Origin of the sequence: Treponema bryantii (assembly GCF_036492245.1) — a bacterium.
GTDB classification, from domain to species: Bacteria; Spirochaetota; Spirochaetia; order Treponematales; family Treponemataceae; genus Treponema_D; species Treponema_D bryantii_C.
In genome coordinates this window covers 1,070,992-1,093,219 of the sequence record NZ_AP025286.1, presented here as the reverse complement: position 1 = coordinate 1,093,219, position 22,228 = coordinate 1,070,992, and the positions used below count along the sequence as shown (strand labels likewise).

At 38.8% G+C, this 22,228-nt stretch carries 18 protein-coding genes; 4 read left to right on the top strand and 14 right to left on the bottom strand.

What is annotated here, in order from left to right; all coding sequences use genetic code 11:
• The first annotated feature begins 119 nt into the window (after positions 1-119).
• The gene (locus AABJ44_RS05000; RefSeq protein ID WP_074645641.1) at positions 120-548 is read left to right on the top strand and encodes a hypothetical protein; all 429 of its coding nucleotides are present in this window, start codon (positions 120-122) and stop codon (positions 546-548) included.
• A gap of 31 nt (positions 549-579) precedes the next feature.
• On the opposite strand, the gene AABJ44_RS04995 is transcribed toward AABJ44_RS05000, so the two are convergent.
• The 4 genes from AABJ44_RS04995 to hypB all read right to left on the bottom strand — a co-directional run bounded on the left by AABJ44_RS04995 (position 580) and on the right by hypB (position 5,634).
• On the bottom strand, positions 580-1,692 hold the full coding sequence (locus AABJ44_RS04995; RefSeq protein ID WP_338370845.1) for a DUF5692 family protein: 1,113 nt from the start codon (positions 1,690-1,692) through the stop codon (positions 580-582).
• A gap of 12 nt (positions 1,693-1,704) precedes the next feature.
• Positions 1,705-2,049 carry a hydrogenase maturation nickel metallochaperone HypA gene (locus tag AABJ44_RS04990; RefSeq protein ID WP_338370843.1) on the bottom strand — a complete coding sequence of 115 codons (345 nt, stop codon included), beginning with the start codon at positions 2,047-2,049 and terminating at the stop codon, positions 1,705-1,707.
• Between the two features lie 106 nt (positions 2,050-2,155).
• Complete coding sequence (locus AABJ44_RS04985) at positions 2,156-4,864, bottom strand: FAD-dependent oxidoreductase (protein ID WP_338370841.1); 2,709 nt, start codon at positions 4,862-4,864, stop codon at positions 2,156-2,158.
• Between the two features lie 101 nt (positions 4,865-4,965).
• Entirely contained in the window at positions 4,966-5,634 is a 669-nt protein-coding gene (hypB, locus tag AABJ44_RS04980; RefSeq protein ID WP_338370840.1) for a hydrogenase nickel incorporation protein HypB, read from the bottom strand.
• Between the two features lie 183 nt (positions 5,635-5,817).
• Between hypB and AABJ44_RS04975 the strand changes: the two genes are divergently transcribed.
• Positions 5,818-6,972 (top strand): GGDEF domain-containing protein, encoded by a 1,155-nt coding sequence (locus AABJ44_RS04975; RefSeq protein ID WP_074645681.1) that lies wholly within the window; start codon positions 5,818-5,820, stop codon positions 6,970-6,972.
• A 43-nt stretch (positions 6,973-7,015) separates the two neighbouring features.
• Here the strand turns inward: AABJ44_RS04975 and AABJ44_RS04970 are convergent, their stop codons facing one another.
• From AABJ44_RS04970 to AABJ44_RS04950, 5 genes are all read right to left on the bottom strand, one after another.
• On the bottom strand, positions 7,016-8,770 hold the full coding sequence (locus AABJ44_RS04970; RefSeq protein WP_338370836.1) for an ammonium transporter: 1,755 nt from the start codon (positions 8,768-8,770) through the stop codon (positions 7,016-7,018).
• 135 nt (positions 8,771-8,905) lie between these two features.
• Positions 8,906-9,847 carry a cysteine synthase A gene (gene cysK / locus AABJ44_RS04965; RefSeq protein ID WP_074645694.1) on the bottom strand — a complete coding sequence of 314 codons (942 nt, stop codon included), beginning with the start codon at positions 9,845-9,847 and terminating at the stop codon, positions 8,906-8,908.
• 112 nt (positions 9,848-9,959) lie between these two features.
• Positions 9,960-11,228: a phosphoglycerate kinase gene (locus AABJ44_RS04960; RefSeq protein WP_338370834.1), complete on the bottom strand. Its 1,269-nt coding sequence runs from the start codon at positions 11,226-11,228 to the stop codon at positions 9,960-9,962.
• A gap of 94 nt (positions 11,229-11,322) precedes the next feature.
• Positions 11,323-11,727, bottom strand: a complete 405-nt coding sequence (locus tag AABJ44_RS04955) for a type II toxin-antitoxin system VapC family toxin (protein ID WP_338370832.1) — start codon at positions 11,725-11,727, stop codon at positions 11,323-11,325.
• Complete coding sequence (locus AABJ44_RS04950) at positions 11,727-11,993, bottom strand: type II toxin-antitoxin system Phd/YefM family antitoxin (RefSeq protein WP_338370830.1); 267 nt, start codon at positions 11,991-11,993, stop codon at positions 11,727-11,729. Before AABJ44_RS04950 ends, AABJ44_RS04955 begins: the two co-directional genes overlap by 1 nt.
• Positions 11,994-12,119: 126 nt before the next feature.
• Between AABJ44_RS04950 and AABJ44_RS04945 the strand changes: the two genes are divergently transcribed.
• The gene (locus tag AABJ44_RS04945) at positions 12,120-13,121 is read left to right on the top strand and encodes a radical SAM/SPASM domain-containing protein (RefSeq protein WP_338370829.1); all 1,002 of its coding nucleotides are present in this window, start codon (positions 12,120-12,122) and stop codon (positions 13,119-13,121) included.
• Here AABJ44_RS04945 and AABJ44_RS04940 read toward each other — a convergent pair.
• Together AABJ44_RS04940 and AABJ44_RS04935 are read right to left on the bottom strand one after the other, a co-directional pair.
• Positions 13,075-14,445, bottom strand: a complete 1,371-nt coding sequence (locus AABJ44_RS04940; protein ID WP_338370828.1) for an anaerobic C4-dicarboxylate transporter — start codon at positions 14,443-14,445, stop codon at positions 13,075-13,077. The genes AABJ44_RS04945 and AABJ44_RS04940 overlap by 47 nt on opposite strands.
• A gap of 128 nt (positions 14,446-14,573) precedes the next feature.
• On the bottom strand, positions 14,574-15,350 hold the full coding sequence (locus tag AABJ44_RS04935) for a MetQ/NlpA family ABC transporter substrate-binding protein (RefSeq protein ID WP_074645691.1): 777 nt from the start codon (positions 15,348-15,350) through the stop codon (positions 14,574-14,576).
• A gap of 237 nt (positions 15,351-15,587) precedes the next feature.
• Between AABJ44_RS04935 and trxA the strand changes: the two genes are divergently transcribed.
• On the top strand, positions 15,588-15,896 hold the full coding sequence (trxA, locus tag AABJ44_RS04930) for a thioredoxin (RefSeq protein ID WP_338370827.1): 309 nt from the start codon (positions 15,588-15,590) through the stop codon (positions 15,894-15,896).
• A 60-nt stretch (positions 15,897-15,956) separates the two neighbouring features.
• Here the strand turns inward: trxA and AABJ44_RS04925 are convergent, their stop codons facing one another.
• From AABJ44_RS04925 to AABJ44_RS04915, 3 genes are all read right to left on the bottom strand, one after another.
• Positions 15,957-17,090 carry a GGDEF domain-containing protein gene (locus AABJ44_RS04925; protein ID WP_338370825.1) on the bottom strand — a complete coding sequence of 378 codons (1,134 nt, stop codon included), beginning with the start codon at positions 17,088-17,090 and terminating at the stop codon, positions 15,957-15,959.
• Between the two features lie 141 nt (positions 17,091-17,231).
• Positions 17,232-20,504: a leucine-rich repeat domain-containing protein gene (locus AABJ44_RS04920; RefSeq protein WP_338370823.1), complete on the bottom strand. Its 3,273-nt coding sequence runs from the start codon at positions 20,502-20,504 to the stop codon at positions 17,232-17,234.
• Between the two features lie 22 nt (positions 20,505-20,526).
• Entirely contained in the window at positions 20,527-22,047 is a 1,521-nt protein-coding gene (locus AABJ44_RS04915) for an InlB B-repeat-containing protein (RefSeq protein WP_338370822.1), read from the bottom strand.
• Between the last annotated feature and the right edge of the window lie 181 nt (positions 22,048-22,228).

Genomic DNA, 22,228 nt, shown 5'->3' with positions numbered 1-22,228 from the left:
ATATAAATGCATTTTAGTAAATTTGACAGGGAGTTTCAATGGTGAAAAAAAAGTGATAGCGTTACTATCAGATATATGATATAATGAATTAGTTATATATTAAATATAAGGAGGCCTATATGGCTTGTTTTACCGCGCCTTTAGCAGAAGCAATTGTAACAAGTGTAATCAAACACACTGCATTAAAAGATAAACCTGAATGGAAAAACCGTATCTCAGTTCTTCAGCAGATGCTTTATGGAGGAAGTGTAATTCTCGCCGCAGAACACATTTATCATGGCGAAGTTACTTTCTATCCGCCATTCCTTACTGCACTTAAAACTCCAGAAGATACAGCAGTTATGCTTCACGAAATTGCAACAGTAGGAACAACAATGTCTGTTGTTGTTACTGCAGTCTGGGGAATTATATGTTATTTCGCATGGAAAAAATCACAGAAATCTGAAAGTGAAATAAAAAAAGCAGGCCGTTTTAGACCTGCCTTACGAGTTGTACTAGGTACAGCCCTTATGTTTTCAGTAGATATACTGTTTGCCGCACTGGCATAAAAAAATCCCCGGTCAAAACCGGGGATTTTTTTTATTCAGCGCGAGCCATAGCTTCTTCGAAATCCTTTGTTCCTTTCCATATCTCTTTTGTATATGGATTTGTCTTTGTAGCAAATGCTTTCTTACAGATAGCAGCAAGAACAAGAACGTTGATTACAAGAGCAAGAACAGCGATTACACCCTGAGCTTTTGGATCAGCTGTAATTCCCATCTTAGCGATAGCCTGCTGAACTTCAGGTCCGTTGTTGGCAATTGCAGGATTATTGTAGATAGCCATAGAAGCATCATACAGAGCCTGTGCACCAGTTCCGTCCTGAGGAGCTCCTGCATAAACAGAAGGGAGTACAGAGAATGGCTTAGTCAACTGGAATGGTACAACCTGAGCGAACATACACCAGATTGAAAGAGTGAATGCGCGGTTCTGAATCCAGCCACCCTTGTTCCAGAATGTAGCTGCAAATGTTGGAGCGAGAAGAAGTGCAAGACCGCAGTACCATGAGTGTGTTGGAAGGTTCAGATATGTATATTCGAAGTTCCATACATCATAAGCAATGATAAACATCCATGTCATATCAGGCCAGAGCATATCCTGCTTTTCGAGTTTTCCTTTCTTTGATGAGTAGATTCCCCACCATCCAGTCATACAAGCAATGTTGATGATACCTGCGAGACCGTTGAGAAGGTTCCACCATCCACCGTAAAGGAATACACCTTCGTTTGATACCCACCAGCCACCAGAGATTCCACCTTTGACAGCAGATTCGAAATCTGAAGCTACTGCAATAAGAATGTTGATAGCTACGATAATAAATGGCCAGCATTTGAACCATTCAGCTTTTCCAAGAGCAGTCCATTTTCTTGCAAGGAAAATAAAACCAATACATCCGATAGTCGCGGCATACAACTTAGCATAATGGAACCAGCCGCCCATATACTTAATTACATACCATTCTGAGGCAAATGAGTTCTTTCCGATAGCAGCTACAATAAAGTAAACTGTCAATGCAGCAGGAACGATGAAGAATACAAGAACACCACCAAACTTTGTTCTACCAAGTTCATTCAAAAGAATGAGACCGAGGAAAACTAAACACCAACCAAGCAACTGAGTTGCTACTGTTGATCCATAAAGTTGAAATAACATGTCATATACCTCCTAACACGCTTCAATTTCCTTTATATTCATTTCATTGCCCGTCTGCAAAACCGTATCTTCGCTTTTGCAGTGCGGACAAGTTTTACCATTTTCAACCGTGCCGTAAGTCTTACCGCAGACATTGCAGAAGCTTACGGCAGGAAGAGTTTCTATTTTGAGGGCGGCATTTTCCATAATGGGAGATTTTTTCACTGCCCACTTCCAGCCGTCTTCAAGAAACTCCGGTACTACTCCACTTACCTCTCCGAGCTCAAGCGTTACACTTTGAATCTGCTGCAGGTTCTGTTCGGCGGCAAGATTTTCGAGACGCTTGATTACGTGAAAGACGATACCTAGTTCGTGCATAATTTTACGCGTCATTACGAGAAGCGCAGCGACGAAGCAATCTATTTAATGGATTGCTTCGCTACGCTCGCAATGACGAATATATGTCTCCTTTGTCAGGGTAATTTTACTTCTCCATTGAATTTCTATTCGGATTCAACAGAATCTTTACTTCGCGCTTGAGGATGTTTGGCAGAATTGCTTTGAGTTTATCTTCGCTCTTAGTCATTCTGCTTGCCTTTGGATGCTCGCGGTGAAGTTTAATTGCATCGAACGCACACTTAGTTGTACAAACACCACAACCAATACACTTGTTCTCATCAACAATACTCTGACCACAACTCAAACAGCGGGCAGTTTCTTTCTTAATCTGCTCTTCTGTAAAGCAGAGTTTTGTTTCTGCAAACTTACTGTCTGTAGTTTTTGAACCAGGAACCTGGCGTGGTGTATTGTCATATCCTTCAACAAGAATATCTTCCTTATTAAGTTCAATGAACTCACGCTTGTCGCGGCCGATTGTCAAGGTTGAATGAGGCTGTACAAAACGGTGAATAGAAACCGCAGCCTTCTTACCGGCAGCAATTGCATCAATAGCAAACTTAGGACCTGTGTAAACATCACCACCTGCAAAAATATCAGGTTCTGCAGTCTGGTAAGTTACAGCATCGGCAACCACACCATTTCCACGGCCAAGCTCAACCTTCGAACCAGCAAGCATGTCGCCCCATACAATTGCCTGTCCAATAGAAAGGAAAACATTATCGCATTCAACAGTAAGAGTATCAGCTTCATCATATTTTGGATTAAAACGGCCTGTTTCGTCTTTTACAGAAACGCACTTCTTAAATACGATTCCGCAAACCTTACCTTCCTTTGTCAGAATCTCTTTTGGACCCCAGCCGCAGTTTATCTTAATTCCTTCTTCCTCGGCTTCTTCAATTTCTTCAACAGTAGCAGGCATTTCATTACGCTGCTCAAGACAGAACTGCTGAACATCAGTTCCACCGCAGCGCCATGCAGTACGACTAACATCAATTGCAACGTTACCACCACCAACAACAACAGTCTTGCCGCTTACCTTAAAGTCGTGATCATCTGCAACCGTGCGCAGGAAGTCTACAGCAGTCATTACTCCTTCTGCATCTTCACCAGGAACGCCAGCCTTGCGGCCACCCTGACATCCGATTGCAATATAGAAGGCTTTGTAGCCCTGCTCACGAAGCTGTGCGATTGTTACGTCTTTTCCAACTTCTACGCCGGTCTTAATTTCAACGCCCATTTCTTTCATTACGTCGATTTCGGCAGCAACTACATCTTTTTCAAGTTTGAATGATGGAATACCGTAAACAAGCATACCACCGGCAACCTTGTTCTTTTCGAATACTGTAGGACGGTAACCTTTTTCTGCAAGATAGAAAGCACATGAAAGACCTGCCGGTCCACCACCGATAATTGCAATCTTCTGGCTGAACTCGCCGCGGTTCGAAGGAATTACCTTCTTAGGAATAAAACGAACCTTAGCATCCAGATCCTTCTGAGCAATAAATTTCTTTACTTCATCAATAGCAATAGCTTCGTCGATTGTGCCGCGTGTACATGCAGCCTCACAGCGTTTATTACAGATACGTCCACAAACTGCAGGGAAAGGATTTTCCTTTTTAATCAGTTCAAGAGCTTCTGTGTAACGGCCTTCACTTGCCATCTTTAAGTAGCCCTGAATACCAATGTGTGCAGGACATGCAGTTTTACAAGGAGCAGTACCGGTTGAATAACAGTTGATGCGCGCAGTATCGCGGTAGTTTTCATCCCAGTTTGCTTCTGACCACTTATGATTATCAGGAAGAATGTGCTTTGGATAGCTTACACGGCTTCCGTCTTTTTTACAGAGCTTCTGACCAAGCTTAACCGCACCGGCCGGACAGTATTCTACACAGCGTCCGCAGGCAACACACTTGTCGCTTTCGGTTCTGGCAACATAAGCCGAGCGTGACATATTTGGAGTATTAAAAAGCTGAGAAGTACGGAGAGCGTAGCAGACATTTACGTTACAGTTACAGATAGCAAATATCTTATTTTCACCATCAATATTTGTAATCTGATGAACAAAGCCGTTGTCTTCTGCGCGCTGCAAAATCTCATAAACCTGTTCGCGGGTAACATAGTGACCGCGTTTTGTTTCTACAAGGTAATCTGCCATATCGCCTACACCGATACACCAGTCTTCAGGATCATCGGCACAGCCTTCTTCGTAAGTACGGCGGCTAAGGCGGCATGAACAAGGTGATGCAGCATATTTTCCATCATATTTATCGAGCCAGTGAGAAATGTGTTCTACGCTGACACTTGTGTTTTCTGCTTCAATTGCCTTTTCAACAGGAATTACGTGCATACCAATACCAGCCCCTCCCTCCGGTACCATTGGAGTTACCTTAGTAAGAGGTTCAAAGGTCATGCGGTCAAAGAAGCGTCCGAGCTTTGGATGCTCTTCGAGCTGCTTCTGATTCATGTTTGTAAACTCAGCACTACCTGGAACAAACATCGGCAGAATGTACTGCTTTTCGCGTTTTGGATTTTCCCAGTTATATTCGATAAGACCGGCAATTGCCATATCCATCATGATTTTTTCAAGATATTCTTCCGACTTACCTGTAAGTTTTACGAGCTGAGAAAGAGTAACAGTTTTACGCACATCCATTTTGAGCGCAACTTCTGCCATCTCGTCTGTTACGATTTCATTTAATCCCCAGTACTCAGGGTCATTTTCATTTATTTTTCTACCGAGTCGATCTGTAATTTTCTGACCGAGCTCCAGAATTAAAGGTCTAACTTCTGCCATGTTTGATTTCCTCTTTATTTACGTCATTGCAAGGAGCGGAAGCGACGAAGCAATCTACAATATGGATTGCTTCACCTTCGGTTCGCAATGACGGAAGTTTTTTACTTGTTATGAGCATTTACCTCATCAAGTAACCACTGACACCACTCTTCGACACCTTCCCCAGTCTTTGCAGAAATCGGGAAGATTTTTACATTTTTGTTGAGTTTGAGCACATATTCGCGCAGTTTGTCCATATCAAAATCAAAATAAGGTGCTACATCAATTTTGTTGATGATAAGGGCATCAACCTTGCTGAACATTAAAGTATATTTAAGCGGCTTATCATGACCTTCCGGAACAGAAAGAATCATTACATTTTTAGCTGCCCCTGTATCAAATTCTGCCGGGCAGATAAGATTTCCTACGTTTTCAAGCACAACAAGATCAAGTCCATCATAATTCAGTTCATTCAAGCCCTGCTCAGTCATTGCAGCATCAAGATGGCACATACCACCCGTATGAAGCTGAATAGACTTTACGCCGGCACTGGCCATAGTCTTTGCATCAACATCAGAATCAATATCTGCTTCCATTATTCCAATTTTGATTTTGTCTTTTAGCTGTTCAACAGTACGCAGAAGCGTAGTTGTTTTTCCACTCCCCGGAGACGACATCAGATTCATAAGAAAGGTCTTTTTAGATTTGAGTTTATCACGAAGAATCTGAGCTTCTTTGTCGTTGTCGGCAAGGATATTTTCCTTTACCTCGATAACACGAACATCATTCATAAAAAGAGACTCCTGTGATAGTGATACTACTGATAGTATTACTATCAGACATCTATTATATCACAGAAACAGAACTAAAGCAAAGAAATTAACAAGTTGTTAATAAAAGCACATAAACAGAAAAACTTTATTTTGTAAAATTCATAAAATGTAGTTTATAATAGTAGTAAGAGAAATCTAAATATGGATCCGAATTATACAGTTACAATAATAATCTGTGTTCTCAGTATGATTATCCTTGCTATCGATGTCGGCAAGAATACTATTCTTAATAAAGATGACATAAAATGGTTCAGAATTACTTTTATTCTTGCAGCTATCGGAGCATGTTTTGAATACTGCGGTGTATTATCAGATAAGACAAATCTTTTTTCTCAAAAGATTCACTGGTTTATAACCTTTACAGAATTCTGTATTTCCCCTTACCTTGGAATCTGTCTTGCACGAAGCAGCGGAATGAGAAAGTCTGTAAAACCAATGCTGATAATTATGACACTCAATGTCATTATAGAGGTTATCTCTCTTTTCACTGGAATTGTTTTCTATATTGATTCTGACAGTATTTTTCACAGAGGCAATGCATACTGGTCATATCTTTTATTTTGTGTCTTAGATTTTATATATGTACTTTTTGTTTTTATTCTGAATGGTATCCGAGCAAAAATTCGATACCTTATAAACATTCTTTTAATTACTTCTATTATGATTGTTGGACAGGCAGCAAATACAATAAATGGGGAAATCAATTCCGGATACATGAGTATTTGTGTTACCGCAGTATTATTATATATCTGTATTCAGAATATGCTGCGCCATGTTATGATTGAAACAATCAACGTAGAAAAAAAGATTTCTCATCATGATGCCCTGACTAAAGTTCATAGCCGTGTTTCATATAATGATATTGTTGAAGATTTTAACAAAATGATAGAATGCAAGGCAGAAGGCATAAAATTCGCAGTCTGTGAATGTGATCTTAATAATCTCAAAATTGTAAATGATAGTTTTGGCCATGAAGTGGGAGATAAATACTTAATCTCCTGTTGTAAAACAATCTGCAATATTTTTAAACATAGTCCGGTTTTCAGAATCGGCGGCGATGAATTTGTAATTATTCTGCAGAATGACGATTACGAAAAAATTGATAAACTTAAACAGACTGTAGATGATTTATCTATAAGAGAAATTAACAAAGATGTTCCACTTTTTGAAAAGAAATCATTTGCATCCGGCTTTGCAGTTTATGACCACAGACGCGATACCAGCTTCTGTGATGTATTCAAACGTGCCGATCAGGCAATGTATGAAAACAAGAAGATGTTGAAATCTTTAAAATAAAAAGACCTTCGGGACAAGCCCGAAGGTCACTCATCAGTTCACTTTACTTTGCATGAACAATTACATGCAGAACCTTTGTTTTCTGATTATTTAAAATTCGTGAGAACTCAAAGTTTATAATCTTCTTAACAATCTTTCCATCTGCGCCACCTGTGCGTATTGAAACAGGAATCTCTCGAATAGGATTCAAAGTCTCTACCCCAACCTGAGTAAAATCTGTTGAAAAAAGATTTCCCAGATATCTCTGTAAAGCCTGAGTCTTATCACGCGGAAGAATTCTTGCCATAAGAAGCAGGAAGTTGTAATTTTCAGGGTTAGGGCATCCAAGAATACGCGGAGTAGATTCAGAATACTGAGGACTAATATTCCATTCAGCATCAAGCATAAAAAGCGCATATGGAATTGACTTCATAAGAATTCCAAAACTTTCTTCTGTCATTGAAGATTCTTCCAGCTTTTCCATAACACTGTTATATAATGAAGAAATCTGTCCTATTTCTGTGAAAGGTTCAACAGGCAATCTTACCGAAAGATCTCCAGTCTTTGCCTGCTCCTGCATTTTTGCATACACGTCAAAAATTTCTGTAGAAGCTCCATGCTCAACAATATTAAGTCCCTTATCTTCATCTTCAGAAGAAACACGAAGAGGAAGAATCTTATTCAAAATATTAAAACCAATAAAAGCAAGACCAAAAGCCCAGACTCCACAAGCAGCAACTCCTATAAGCTGGGCAAGGAACTGACTTCCAAAAATAGGATTTGTCCCCAGCAGTTCCGGCTGACCAAAGATACCTACGGCCAGAGTTCCCCAGATACCGGCACAAAGATGAACAGGTACCGCACCTACAGCATCATCTAACTTAAACTTTTCAAGAAGGAAAGAACCGGCAAGCATCACAAGCCCACCGACAGCACCAATTATTGCAGCTGCACCAGGTGTAACACAATGACAGTTTGCTGTAATTGCAACAAGACCTGCAAGAGTTCCGTTAATTACAAAGTTTACATCAGGAATCTTCTTAAATGCCCAGCCTGTAAATAAAGCAGAAAGCATACCGGTTGCAGCTCCGATACAGGTATTCAAAAGAACCTGAGGAACTATATCATTGAAGGCAAGTGTTGAACCACCGTTAAAGCCAAGCCAGCCGAACCACAAAATAAATACACCGGCAACTGTCATCGGAACATCACAGCCCTGAATATTACGAGGCTTTTCACCTTTTGGGAAACGTCCCTTTCTTGCACCAAGAACAATAATTCCGGCAAGTCCGACATAACCACCAACTGAGTGAACTACAGTAGAACCCGCAAAATCAACAAATCCGATTTTATTAAGCCAGCCTTGAGCATCAGAAATAAATGAAGGCTGAATACCTGCCCAAGCCCAGTGACCAAAAATCGGATAAATAATCAGTGACATCAGAAAAGTTGAAATGATATAAGAAGAATACTTCATTCGTTCTGCAACAGCACCAGAAACAATAGTTGCACTTGTTGAACAGAACATTGCCTGGAAAAATAAGAATGTACCAGTATTAAAATCAATATTTCCGCTTGCACCAGGAATAAATCCAGTGAGACCTAAGAATCCTCCGGCAGATTTACCGAACATCAATGCAAAACCAACAAGCCAGTAAACAAAAAGAGATATACCGATATCTGTCAGATTTTTTATTGCGACATTTATGCTGTTTTTTTCACGGGTAAGACCAGATTCCACCATTGAAAATCCCGGTTGCATAAAAAATACCAGTGCCCCCGACACTGCTACCCACAATGCGTCAACAATACCATTCATAAGAAGCCTCCACAAGCTAAGGAAATTTTTGTTAAATAAAAAAAGGCAGAGACGCCAGAACTGGCGTCTCTGCCTTTTGCTTTATGCACTATTTATATTATTTTACAGCCAAAATAGCAATACCTTTAAGACTGATTAAAACTCCACATCCTCGTCGAAAAGCGGAGTACTGAAGTATCGTTCTGCAGTATCAGGAAGTACAGTAACAACAGTTTTACCAGGGCCAAGAGCTTTTGCAAGTTCAAGCGCAGCAGCAACATTTGTTCCGCTGGAAATGCCGCACATAATTCCTTCCTTGCGTGAAAGCTCGCGGCTTGTTCTGATTGCCTGACTATCTGTTACGATAAAAATGTCATCATAAATTTCCTGATTCAAAATCGGCGGAATAAGTCCGTCACCAATGCCCATCTGAAGGTGTGTACCTACACTACCCCCACTAAGAATTGCTGCATGTGCAGGCTCAACAGCCCATATTGTAATTTCGGGATTTTTCTCTTTTAATACTTCGCCAATTCCTGTAAGAGTTCCGCCCGTACCGATTCCAGAGCAGAAACCGTCTATTGGACCATTTACATCTTCAAGAATTTCTATTGCAGTCTGCTCACGCTGAATCTGCGGGTTAGCAGGATTTTCAAACTGCTGAGGAATAAAAACATGAGGATCCATATGCTGCATGTAAAAAGCAGTATCAATACATTCCTGAATACATTTACCAATATCGCCGTTGTCATGAACAAGTTTAACCTCTGCTCCATAATGCTTAACCAGCTTACGGCGTTCTTCTGAAACACTGTCCGGCATAATGATTACAGTTTTATAACCACGAACCGCACCAATAAGTGCAAGACCGATTCCCTGGTTACCGCTTGTCGGTTCAACGATTACTGTGTTTTTATCTATAAGGCCGTGGCGTTCGGCATCAAGAATCATATTAAAAGCAGTACGGGTTTTAATAGAACCGCCTACATTAAGTCCTTCAAATTTTACGAGGACACGTGCCATATCAGGCGTAACCATCTTCTGTAACTGAATAAGAGGTGTGTGTCCGATTGCTTCAAGAATGTTGTTGTAAATCATAGTAATTCCAAAAAAAACACGGTGGCTGAGTACTTTAGCGAACTCAACCACCGTATATGTCATGCAGATCCCGAAACAAGTTCGGGATGACGTTTTATCGTCGGGATGACGTTTATTTTGTAGCCAAAATAGCAATACCTGGGAGTGTCTTTCCTTCGAGGAATTCGAGAGAAGCTCCCCCACCAGTTGAAACGTGGCTCATCTTGTCTGCAAGGTTGAACTTGTTTACAGCAGCAACAGAGTCACCGCCACCAACTACAGTCATAGCCCCCTTAGATGTTGCTTCTGCAACGAGGCGAGCTACAGCTTCAGTTCCCTTTGCAAAGTTTTCGAACTCGAATACTCCAACAGGTCCGTTCCATACGATAGACTTTGAAGCAAGAATTGCATTCTTGTAAAGTTCAACAGTCTTAGGACCAACATCCATACCCATAAGGTTGTCTGGGAGGTCAACTGCATCAACTGCAACTGGATCCTTATCAGCGAACTCAGCACCACCAACATGGTCAACTGGGAGAAGAATCTTTACGCCAGCTTTTTCAGCCTTAGCAAGAAGATCTTTTGCTGTATCGAGGAAGTCATCTTCAACAAGAGACTTACCGATTGAGTGGCCCTGAGCCTTGAGGAATGTATAAGCCATACCACCACCAACGATGAGTGTAGAAGCGTTCTTCATAAGGCTTTCGAGAACAGCAATCTTTGAAGAAACCTTAGCACCACCGATGATTGCAGTCATTGGTTTTTCTGGATTTGTTACCATTGGCTGAATGTATTTAACTTCTTTTTCCATGAGGAATCCGCCAACAGATTCAACTGGCATGAACTTTGCGATAGAAGCAGTAGAAGCCTGATCGCGGTGAGCTGTACCGAAAGCATCGTTTACGAAGATGTCTCCGTATGTAGCAAGTTCTTTTGCCATTACATCGCGCTCTGCAGCGTCTTTAGAAGTCTCTTCTTTGTGGAAGCGAACGTTCTCAAGCATTGCAACAGCTCCTTCTGGAAGAGCATCAATAGCAGCCTTCTGTCCGAGTGCATCTGGAAGGAAGGTAACAGGCTTTCCGAGCTTTGAAGCGAAGTATTCTACAACCGGCTTCATGCGGTTCTTTCCGTTGATGAACTTTTCTGCATCAGCGTCTGTCCATGTCTTTCCAGCCTTTTCAGCTTTTTCCTGAGCCTTTTTTACGTCCTTTTTAGGATCGCCGAGGTGGCTCATAAGAACGAGAGAACGTGGGTTCTGCTCGAGGATGTATTTAATAGTAGGAAGAGCAGCCATGATACGAGTATCATCCTGTACAACTCCGTCCTTCATTGGTACGTTAAAATCAACACGCATGATAATGCGTTTGCCTTTCAAATCAACGTCTTTAACGGTCTTAATCATCGTTTAACTCCTTTTTACCCCACAAACAATGCAGGGAAATTTACGATATACAATAAAATATAATGAGTTTTAGATACAAATTCAATGTAAAAAATTAGACAAGAAAAACATTAGGTTCATCATAAGTCAGAAACATTCTGTCGTGTGTAAGAAAAACCATATTATCTTCTTTTGCCTGTGCAAGAAGAATTCTATCAAATGGATCTTCATGCTCAGGATAACCTTCCTTTTGTTCAAGAGTTTCAAGAGAACAAACATGTCTATCTTCTATTGGAAGTTTTGAAAAGCCCATTTGCTCACAGTAATGCATAAATTCAACACCACTTCGAGTTATTTGTTTTGGGTGTTTTCTGTGTTTTATAGCAAATTCCCACATCGAAGCAATACTATAGAATATTGTATTCTCTTCAGACGATAACAGTTCGATAGTTCTTTGAGATAAATTTTCTCTCTTAAAAAGCGCCCATAATATTATATGCGTATCAAGTAAAATATTCATTAAACCAAATCTCCCCAAATTTCTTTTAGTTCTTCCTGAGTCCATCCGCAAGGATCCCAACTTTTATCATCTATATCAGGAACATTCATCTCATCCTTAAACATTCCAAGCTTTGAAGCAATGTCTTTTTTTTCTGGGAGAAGTACAACCTTAGCCACCGGCTTTCCCGCCCTGGCAATAATCACCTCTTTTTCTTCCTTGCGCTCAAGCATTGCAATAATCTTTGAAAAATTAGTTTTTGCTTCCAAAACATTCATCTGGCACATAGAGGCCTCCTTATATAAGTTAGTCAGCTTAGTCTTAGTCAATCTGACTAGATTTTATATCACGTCTATTCAGCTGTCAATAAAAATCTTCTTGACCCGACAAGCCCTCTTTTACATAATAATTATATGAAATCAAAAGGCTTCCACCCCACCGAAATAATCTTTTCTACAACTACCGACTGCAACCTCCACTGCGAGCATTGTTTTATAAACCGCATTCCTCACAAACTGGAAATTGCAGATGCCGTAAGATTAATTGAAAACTGCGTAGAAAATGCCGGACAGTCTGGCCCGGATGGCGCTCCCCTGCCCGTAATTGACCGCATAGGCTTTTCTGGCGGCGAGCCTTTTTTGTATCTGGATTTTTTGATTGAAGTGACAAAGGCGGCAATTTCTCACGACCTTATGTTTGACCAGATTATGACAAACGGCGACTGGTGGCGAGATGAGGCTGACCTTTGCGAAAAACTCCAAACTCTCTATGATGCCGGCTACGACGGAAAAATCGGCTTGAGCTGGGATTCTTATCACGGCCAGAGTGCAGAACGTATGGAAACTTTTATCCGCGCTGTTCAGGAGATTTTTGGAGAAGATTCGATTAATATTCAGACGGTAGAAGATGAAAATAAAGGAGGGGAAAGCCTTCCCCTCGCTCGCACTTCGTTGCTCGCTACCCCTTCTGCGGGGGACACCCCCACAACGCCCCCAGCCGCCATCCCCGTCTACACACTACCCCGTACCTATACTTCAGACGATTCACGCGCCTGGCAGGCCCGCCGCTGGTTCCGCGAAGACTACTGCGAAGGCCCCGGCCAGATTCTCTACGTTCACGCCGACGGCAATATAGCTCCCTGCTGCGGCTTTGCAAACGAAAATCCCGCCCTCTTCATAGGCCATATCACAGACAGCTTTGAAACAATAATGCAAAAAGCCGCCGCAAACCCCATGATAAAAATCTGCTACGAAGAAGGCCTTTCTCACTACCGTCGACACGGCATAAAAAAATCGCTGCGCTCACAGGGAAAAAAGCTCCCCGGCAAGTGCAGCGATATCTGCAGTTTCTGTGATTACGTCTGCAAAATCAATAAAATATCTTCACCAGAATTGAGCCCACAATCGTCGAAGTAATTACACTGGTAAGGCCCGGCAACATAAAGCTGTGGTTTAAGAGATATTTTCCAATCTTCGTTGTTCCAGACCGGTCAAAGTTTACGGTTGCAATATCTGACGGATAATTTGGAATGAAGAAGTAAGCATAAACACTTGGCATTACACCAAGAAGCACAGGTCCAGGAATTCCCAGCTTATAAGCAAGTGGCAGCAAAGTTACCAGAGTTGCACCCTGAGAATTAATCAGAACACTTACTGCAAAAAAAGCAAAGGCAATGGTCCATGGAAACCGCTCTACAATTCCCTTAAGCCCACCTTCGAGCACACCAAGATAATTTGAAAAATAAGTATCTGCAAGCCAGGCAATTCCGTAAATTGCAACAACAGCAACCATGCCACTCTGCCATACAGCACCAGCCACAGCCTTTTTTGGAGAAGCCTTTGCAAAAATGATGATAAAAGCCGCAGCAGTCAAAAGAACAATCTGAATAATGATATTCATTGCAAGCCGCGAAACTTTTTGACTTCCATCCGCAAGAGTTGTAATGTATTGAGGGCGGATATCATGACCAAAAATCTGAAAAAGCGAATAAAACACAATAACTACAATAGCTCCAAGGAAGATGTACACAGAAAGCTTTGCCTGCTTAGAAACTTCATTTCCTAAAACAGAAGCATCAGAGCCATACATATATTTCTTAGTTTCAGGATCGGCAAGACGAGCCTGAAAATCAGGATCCTTATCCAGATCTTTTCCGCGCTTATAAGAAACAAGAGCCGCCGCAATAATTCCACACAAGCAGGATGGAATTGTAATTGCAATAACCTGAATGTTATTAATGTCAAAACCATTCTGCCCCGAAATTACAACAAAAGAAGCTACAGCCGCAGAAATAGGAGAACAGGTAATTCCAACCTGACTCGCAATTGAAGAAACTGCACACGGACGCTCCGGGCGGATTCCTTTTTTAAGGGAGATATCTGCAATAATCGGCATTAGCGTATAAACTACGTGGCCAGTACCAACAAGTACAGTCAGAAAAAATGTACATAAAGGAGCAAGAAAGATTATCTGATTCGGATGCTTTCTAAGCAGTTTTTCTGCAAGCTGAATCATCCATTCCATACCACCGGAAGCCTGAAGCATTCCTGCACAGGTAATAGCCGCAACGATAATAAAGATTACATCTGTCGGCGGATTACCAGGCTTCATTCCCATAACAAGCACAAGAATAAATAGCCCTATTCCAGAAATTGCACCAAGCGCAAGACTTCCATAACGGGAACCAACATAAAGCGCTGCCAGAACTACCAGCAGCTGAAAAATCATAGTAATTGTCATATAAAAAATTATAAGACTTAAATTTATTCAATGCAAATAAAAATGCCCTGCCGTTATACGACAGGGCATTTAGACCAGTGGCATCGACAAGCTCAACCACCGCTTTTCGGTAATCGATTACCGCTTAATTAGAATACTACAACAACTTCACCGTTTGGATATTTTTCTTCTATGAACTTGCGAACTTTTTCACTCTTGAGAGCTTTTACTAAAGCCTGGATTTCTGGTTTGTTCTCATTACCAGCTTTTACTGCAATAACGTTTACATATGGAGAAGAAGAACCTTCAACATAAAGTCCGTCTTTCTTTGCAGAAAGTCCAGCAGGAATTGCATAGTTTCCATTGATTACTGCCGCATCAACATCAGCAAGTACACGTGGAAGAGAAGCAGCTTCTACTTCTGTGAACTTAAGCTTAAGAGGATTTGAAGTAATATCCTGAACTGTAGCAGTGATTCCAGCTTTTGGATCAAGAGTAATAAGACCAGCATCAGCAAGAAGAAGAAGTGCACGGCCTTCGTTTGTTGGGTCATTAGGAATAGCAATACGAGCTTTCTTTTTAAGATCCTTAATATTCTTTACTTTCTTTGAATAAAGAGCAATTGGTTCAACATGGATTCCACCAGCATTTACAAGGTGATATCCACGTTCAGAATTGAATGATTCAAGATATGGAATGTGCTGGAAATAGTTAGCATCAATTTCACCTGATTCAACAGCTTCGTTTGGTGTAACATAATCTGTAAACTCAATAATCTTGAGGTCAACACCTTCTGCCTTAAGATCATCTTTAATCAAATTAAGAAGATCAGCATGTGGTTCTGGAGTAGCTCCTACTTTAATTGAAGCGGCAAACAAACTTGCTGCAGCAAATACTGCGGCTGTAAAAGCGATAATTTTTTTCATATTTAAGTCTCCTTCTAAACCCGTGTTACCGGGTGTTTTGTTGTTCTATTACCCATAGGTTTACTAGGTAATATTAAAATAGTCAATAGCTTTTTTGAAAAAAAATAAAAATAATAACAATTGATTTTTAATTAAATTGCATACAATTTACTTGACAATTCATTCTAAATTGAGTATATTTTAATTGTACACAATACAGTTTTAAGTGTACAGCAACTACATTTGGAGGATAAAATTATGGCAGAACTTAATATCACTAAAGACACATTCCAGAAGGAAGTATTGGAATCGGACAAACCGGTTATCGTAGATTTCTGGGCAACCTGGTGTGGCCCATGCCGCATGCTCGGCCCTATCGTTTCAGAACTCGCAGAAGAGCATCCTGAAATCAAAGTTTGCAAGGTAAACGTTGACGACGAACCAGATCTGGCACAGCAATTCAACGTTATGAGCATTCCGTTCATTGCAACTTTCAAAAACGGCCAGCTCTATAAATCTTCAGTAGGCGTACAGCCAAAAGAAGCATTACTCGGCCTCTTAAATTAGTATTTCTAAGGGTGGTTTCTCCCATTTTCCCCACCAAAGACCCATGAAACCACCCTTTATTTATTTTTCCTTTTTAGCTTCAGCTAATTTCTTATCAGCTGCAGAAATAAACGACTCCATTTTTTTCATTTCTGACGTATGCTTTACAAATCCAAAACTAAATGACAAATCATAAAGAATTCCATCTTTTTCGCATTCTTTAATCAATGCCTGTCTTACATTTTCACAAAGACGCATAGCATCTTCTTCATCATCAAGTTCAGCTATTATAATAAATTTATCACTATCATAACGTCCAATAAAATTTGCTGTATTATCATTTACAGCTTTAAGAGCATTTGCACAGCGAATCAGAGCCATATCGCCTTCATAATGCCCGTAAGAATTATTAATATTTCTGAATTTATTTACATTAAGCATAAAAGCATAAAGTTTGTCGTTATCTGCGCCGGCCTTTAATTTGGGGATTAAAAATCTTATAAGCTGATTTCTGTTATTCAGACCAGTCAGAGCATCCACTGAAATCAAAAGATTTTGTAAATCAATATAAACAAACAGGAATGCCAGGGTTACCCCTACACTCACACTTGGAACAGCAGGCACAACAATCTGAATGATTCCAATCACAAGCGGGAATATCAAAAACATAGAAAGAATTTTATATTCCTTTGCCTTTAGACAAACCTTACATCCAAGCGATTTTATAAATGCATGAACAGACGTGATAATTGTATAAAGCTGACACATTGCAACATGAAGCATAATATAGTCGCCGCGATGATAAAAATTATTGGTATCAATATAAAAAAGTGCACCATTATAAACAGAAGCTATTACCCCACCAATAATGATAATTACCGGAAGCTTAGCAATGTGCTTAAGATATTTTGTTTTTATAAACCTTGAATCCAGCGCAGTTTCTACATAACAAAGCCAGTAATAGCCCATCATGACAGAAGAAATTTCATAAACCGCATTAGTCAGAAAATTAGCCTCTCGAGGCTCCGGAATAAAACCGCCTTCAATAAGCCCCCAGTTTACATCACATAAAAAAGAAACAATCCCGGCAATTATTGCCCTCATATAATAACGCTGTTTTGTCTGCCTGTCGTAATTCTTAAAAAGGCTGTACAAAAGGATTCCCATAATCACAGCGCAAAAAGAATCCACCTCAATAATCCAAACATAATCCATAAACTGCTCCACAAAAAAAGAAATCTATGATTATTATTAAATTATTATTTTTGAATAGCTGATTTTAACACAAAAAGCAGAGAAAACTCAATAAAAAAGGACCCCGCAAGGAGTCCTTTGGGATAGTTGTTGAACTATGGGTTATTCAGTTATTTTTTCCCAGTAATTATTACTTTTAAGATATTCCACATTGAGTTTTGAATCACTTAAATCAACGGCCTCTTTTTCCCAGGTTGGTTTTATCATAAACCAATAATCAGGATCTTCAAAATATACATCTGTAAGATTCGCACATCCTACAAAAACTAAAGAACCTATGCTGTTAACAGATGCAGGAATGGTTATAGATTTTAAACCTACACAGCCATAAAATGCCCGACCATCGATTGAGACAACTAAAGATGGTATTTGTATTGTTTTTAATCTTGAGCAGCCAGCAAATGCTGAATACCCAATAGAAGTAACAGCTGATGGTATTTCTATTGATGCTAGACTTTTACAACCATCAAATACTTCTGATTCGATTGATAAAACTGAATCTGGTATTTGTATTGATGTTAAACTAGAGCAGTTGGAAAATGCTCCTCTTCCAATTGAAGTTACAGAAGACGGTATTGTTATAGATTCTAAACTTTCACATCTAGAAAATGTAGATTCCTCGATAGAAGTCAATGACGTCGGTAGTGCAATTGATGTTAAACTTGTATCCTTAAATGCATAAGCTCCGATTGAAGTTACTGAATCTGGGATTTCTATTGATTCTAAACTTTTACAACCGGAGAATGCAAATCCCCCAATAGAAGTTAATGAAGATGGTAGTTCTACTGATGTTAATGATGCACAGCCATCAAATGTTGAATATTCAATTGAAGTTATTTCATTTGGTATCTTTATAAAAGTTAATTTTTTACAGCAACTAAACACAGAAGGCCCAAGTGAAGTAACTGAAGATGGAATTTCTATTGACTCTAAACTTTCACAGTATTCAAAAGCAGATTCTCCGATTGATGTTATTGAATCTGGTATTTCTATTGTTGTTAATTTTTCACATAATTCAAATGTAGCAGCTTCAATTGAAGTTACTGAAGATGGTATTTTTATTGATGTTAAACTTGCACAATTATAAAATGCAAATTTACCAATAGAAGTTACTGAATCTGGGATTTCTATTGATTCTAACTTTTTACAGCCAAAAAATGCACTATCTCCAATTGATGTTAATGAATATGGCAGTTTTATTGAGGCTAAATTTTTACAACCTCTAAATGCTGAATTCCCAAGTGAAGTAACTGAAGATGGAATTTCTATTGACGCTAAGCTTTCACAGTACTCAAAAGCAGAATTTCCAATGGAAGTTACTGAAGATGGTATTTCGATTGATTCTAAACTATCACAGTTAGAAAATGTAAATTCCCCAATAGAAGTGACTGAAGATGGGATTGTTATTGAAGCTAAAATAAAACAGTTTTCAAACGCATTATTTCCAATTGAAGTTACTGAATCTGGGATTTCTATTGATTCTAAACGACAAGCGTAAAATGCCTTTTTCCCGATTAATGTTGCAGAATCTGGGAGTTTTATTAATTTTAATTTTTCACAGCCATAAAATGTCGAGTCTCCAATTGAAGTTACTAAATCTGGGATTTCTATTGATTCTAACTTTTTACAGCCAAAAAATGCACTATCTCCAATTGATGTTAATGAATATGGCAGTTTTATTGAGGCTAATTTTTCACAACCTTTAAATGTATAATCACCAATTGAAGTTACTGAATCTGGGATTTCTATTGATTCTAAACTTTTACAACCGGAAAATACTTTTTCCCCAATAGAAGTTACTGAAGATGGTAGTTCTATTGATTCTAAACTTTTACAGTTATTAAATGCCAAGTCCTCGATTGAAGTTAATGAAGATGGCAGTTTTATTGAGGCCAATTTTTCACAGCCATTAAATGTAGAATCACCAATTGAAGTTACTGCATCTGGGATTTCTATTGATTCTAAACTTTTACAACCGAAAAATGCACATTCCCCAATAGAAGTTAATGAATCTGATATTTCTATTGATTGTAAACTTGTACAGCCATCAAATGCCCGATTCTTTATTGAAGTTACAGAAGATGGTAGTTCTATTGATTCTAAACTTGTACAGTTTTGGAATGCCCCCCATTCGATTGAAGTTACTGAATCTGGTATTTCTATTGATTCTAATCTTTTACAACCGGAAAATACTTTTTCCCCAATAGAAGTTACTGAAGATGGTAGTTTTATTGATGATAATTTTGTACAGTCATAAAAAGCATAATTTGACAATTTTTCTAATCCTTGTACATAACTTAAATCGAGTTTTACAGGATAACTAGATTTATTAATTTCATTACGTATTACGCTTATTTCACTATTTGATAGATTTCCATCAATAATAATTGTTTCTTCCCCGGTTAATGAAGCAAGGACCTGTTCTATAGAATCTACAGTCGCATTATATTCTGGCGACTCAACATTCACAACAGCACTCGAGTTACCAGTTGCACTTACAGTCAAAGTTACACCTGTATCTCCGCTTACTTTATAAACATTGTAAACTCCAAGAGGCAAACTTGCAGTATATGAATTTGATGCAGGTATTGGTTGCAGAGTATACTCTCTGTTATCCTTTACAGCCTTTAATATAAGAAAGCTGTCATTATATGGCTGGTCTTGAAGAGTAAGACTAACAGTAGCTGTAAAAGAATTTAATGCAGCAAGGTTTCGTGTAACAGTGACACTGTCTCCTGCTACAAGAAAAACACTTTCACTATAGTTTCCTATGCAAAAGTTATTGCTGTCATACAAAAAGAATTTAATAATCTGTGTTTTTCCACTCGGTACAGAATCATAGGAAAATGTTACGCTTGAATCAGAAGCCAAAGTTAAAGATCTTCCGCTATCAGCAGCAGTTATATCTTCATAAAGTGCAGCAGTTACCTTTGCAACGCCTTTGTTGTCCGGGAACTTAAGCTTTACAGAAACACTACCATATCCACCTGGAATTGTATGAAGGGAAAAATTAATGTTATTTGAACCTTTAGCGATTGTAACGCTTTGTGAATCTGAAAAAACTGCATTGTCTTCATCATATGCTGTAATTTCAAAAGTCCACTCACCACATTTGATACCAAACGTTTTTTGCAAAAAGTCTGTATAGGATAGTTTTCTACAAAAGTTTGTTGTTTCACCATTAAAGGTTCCCTTCAGAGAGTATTCATAATTTTCAGGAGTTGCCACAGAAATAATTGCCCTGCTGTATCCAAAACTAAAAGATACAGAAACCTCTTCGTTATTAGCTTCAGCTTTATCTGAAACAATATTATTACAGGAAATAAAGCAGAATAACATCAAAAATGAAATAATTGAATATATTTTTGTTTTCATAAATAAATCTCCTCAATAAGTGCTAGAAAACTATAGGTAAATCAAAGGTTGAAACATAAACGAAGCCTGTATCAGTATTTGTCACTTTTACAGTCAAAATATAATAACCGGCTGGAAGCTGTGATAAATCAATAGAGTTTTCTTCGCAATCCTGCTTTACATCATTTAAATACCACTCGTAACAATATGTACCTTGCAATGTAGTGATTGCTTTATATATATTTCCATCTGCAATAATTTCTACATCATTTCCAAGATCATCAAAGTTCAGACCACTGTTATTAAGGTTTGCTTCCGGCTCCCAGACAGCATAGAGAGTAACCAGTTCAGAAGTTTCAGCTGTAACTTCAAATGACAGTTCCTGAGGATAATCCGTAGTTGCTGCATCTCTTGAGTGAGCCCATCCCTTAAGAATAAAACCTGAATATGATGGCCATGCAGATTCACCCATATGTATTACAATTTTCGAACCGAATTTTCTTGAAAGACTATATTCTATTTCGCCACCTGCGAATTGTCCTCCATTAGCATTTAATGTGAGTGATGTGATTTTTCTATCATAGTAATATTCAATATTTGACTGAGCATTTAAGACATGATGGTCATATCTAAAACCTTCATATTCTTTTATGTAATCATCTGGAACTTCACTAGATACCCTCATTAGTGGAAGTTTAATATTCTGAGTATCAGCTTCTACCTTTGTATAGCCATCATCATCAAGATTCTGTATAAAATGTTCAATTTTACATAGTTTTTTATCTATATTCCACAAGGCAGTAAAGGTAAGATTTTCTTCGAATATCTGTGGTATTGCTGGATACCAACAATAAAAATTATAATCAGCATTTTCATCAGATTTTACAGGAGTTTCAAGAACTTCAGAAAAGTCAGCCCCATATTTTCCACTAAAGGATAATTCAGTTTTTCCGTCTGCCCAGTTTCCACCATCAGCATTGAAAGTCCAGGTTATTATATCTCTGTCATAATAAATCTTTATAATATTTGATTCCTTTTTAGAGAGAGTTTTCTGTTCAAAGGCTTTTGCTGTAAAGCCGATATAAGTTTTTGCTATAGCCTTTGTTTTTTCTCCAACTATACCTGAAAGTGTCTGTGTATCTGTATCAATCTTTGTATATCCATCATCATTAATATTCTGCTTATAGTGTTCTACAGTGTAACTGACATTCACAATTTCTGGAGTCCAGACTGCATATAAGGTTATATCCGAAGTTGCTGTAAAGGCTGCACCGTCCAAATACTCAACTGCTTCGGTATCTGCCTTTTTCGCCCAGCCTTTAACAGTATAATCTTCTCTTTTAAAGCCAAGTACTGATACTGTTTTTAGTTTCTGTTCAATTCCCTCTTCAAAGGTCTGCACAGCAGTTTTTGGATTTGAGCTTCCATCATTGGCATTGAAGGTTACAGTGTAGTTAGTTTTTTCAGGATTATCCTCTGGTTTTATAAAAAAATTACAGGAGAATAGACAGGCTGCTAAACCGACCAGCATAATAACATAAAAAAATCTTAAACGTTTTTTCATTCTTGGCCCCTTGGGTGTTTTATTTAATTGACTTCATTATATTATACTATCTCTAAAATACAATATTCATAAATACGATTTGTGACAAATGTTTCACCAAAATAACCACGGTTACCAGATTTGTGCTGATTCTGTGTTAAAAAGAAAACGCCTGACTTACAGTCAGGCGTTTATTATTTAG

Coding starts and splice junctions, on each gene's coding strand:
- AABJ44_RS04960 (WP_338370834.1), bottom strand. CDS start 11,228: ATGATTAAGACCGTTAAAGACGTTGATTTGAAAGGCAAACGCATTATC.
- AABJ44_RS04950 (WP_338370830.1), bottom strand. CDS start 11,993: ATGTGCCAGATGAATGTTTTGGAAGCAAAAACTAATTTTTCAAAGATT.
- AABJ44_RS04935 (WP_074645691.1), bottom strand. CDS start 15,350: ATGAAAAAAATTATCGCTTTTACAGCCGCAGTATTTGCTGCAGCAAGT.
- AABJ44_RS05000 (WP_074645641.1), top strand. CDS start 120: ATGGCTTGTTTTACCGCGCCTTTAGCAGAAGCAATTGTAACAAGTGTA.
- AABJ44_RS04975 (WP_074645681.1), top strand. CDS start 5,818: ATGGATCCGAATTATACAGTTACAATAATAATCTGTGTTCTCAGTATG.
- AABJ44_RS04955 (WP_338370832.1), bottom strand. CDS start 11,727: ATGAATATTTTACTTGATACGCATATAATATTATGGGCGCTTTTTAAG.
- AABJ44_RS04925 (WP_338370825.1), bottom strand. CDS start 17,090: ATGGATTATGTTTGGATTATTGAGGTGGATTCTTTTTGCGCTGTGATT.
- AABJ44_RS04995 (WP_338370845.1), bottom strand. CDS start 1,692: ATGTTATTTCAACTTTATGGATCAACAGTAGCAACTCAGTTGCTTGGT.
- AABJ44_RS04940 (WP_338370828.1), bottom strand. CDS start 14,445: ATGACAATTACTATGATTTTTCAGCTGCTGGTAGTTCTGGCAGCGCTT.
- AABJ44_RS04970 (WP_338370836.1), bottom strand. CDS start 8,770: ATGAATGGTATTGTTGACGCATTGTGGGTAGCAGTGTCGGGGGCACTG.
- AABJ44_RS04945 (WP_338370829.1), top strand. CDS start 12,120: ATGAAATCAAAAGGCTTCCACCCCACCGAAATAATCTTTTCTACAACT.
- trxA (WP_338370827.1), top strand. CDS start 15,588: ATGGCAGAACTTAATATCACTAAAGACACATTCCAGAAGGAAGTATTG.
- AABJ44_RS04985 (WP_338370841.1), bottom strand. CDS start 4,864: ATGGCAGAAGTTAGACCTTTAATTCTGGAGCTCGGTCAGAAAATTACA.
- AABJ44_RS04920 (WP_338370823.1), bottom strand. CDS start 20,504: ATGAAAACAAAAATATATTCAATTATTTCATTTTTGATGTTATTCTGC.
- AABJ44_RS04915 (WP_338370822.1), bottom strand. CDS start 22,047: ATGAAAAAACGTTTAAGATTTTTTTATGTTATTATGCTGGTCGGTTTA.
- AABJ44_RS04990 (WP_338370843.1), bottom strand. CDS start 2,049: ATGCACGAACTAGGTATCGTCTTTCACGTAATCAAGCGTCTCGAAAAT.
- hypB (WP_338370840.1), bottom strand. CDS start 5,634: ATGAATGATGTTCGTGTTATCGAGGTAAAGGAAAATATCCTTGCCGAC.
- cysK (WP_074645694.1), bottom strand. CDS start 9,847: ATGATTTACAACAACATTCTTGAAGCAATCGGACACACACCTCTTATT.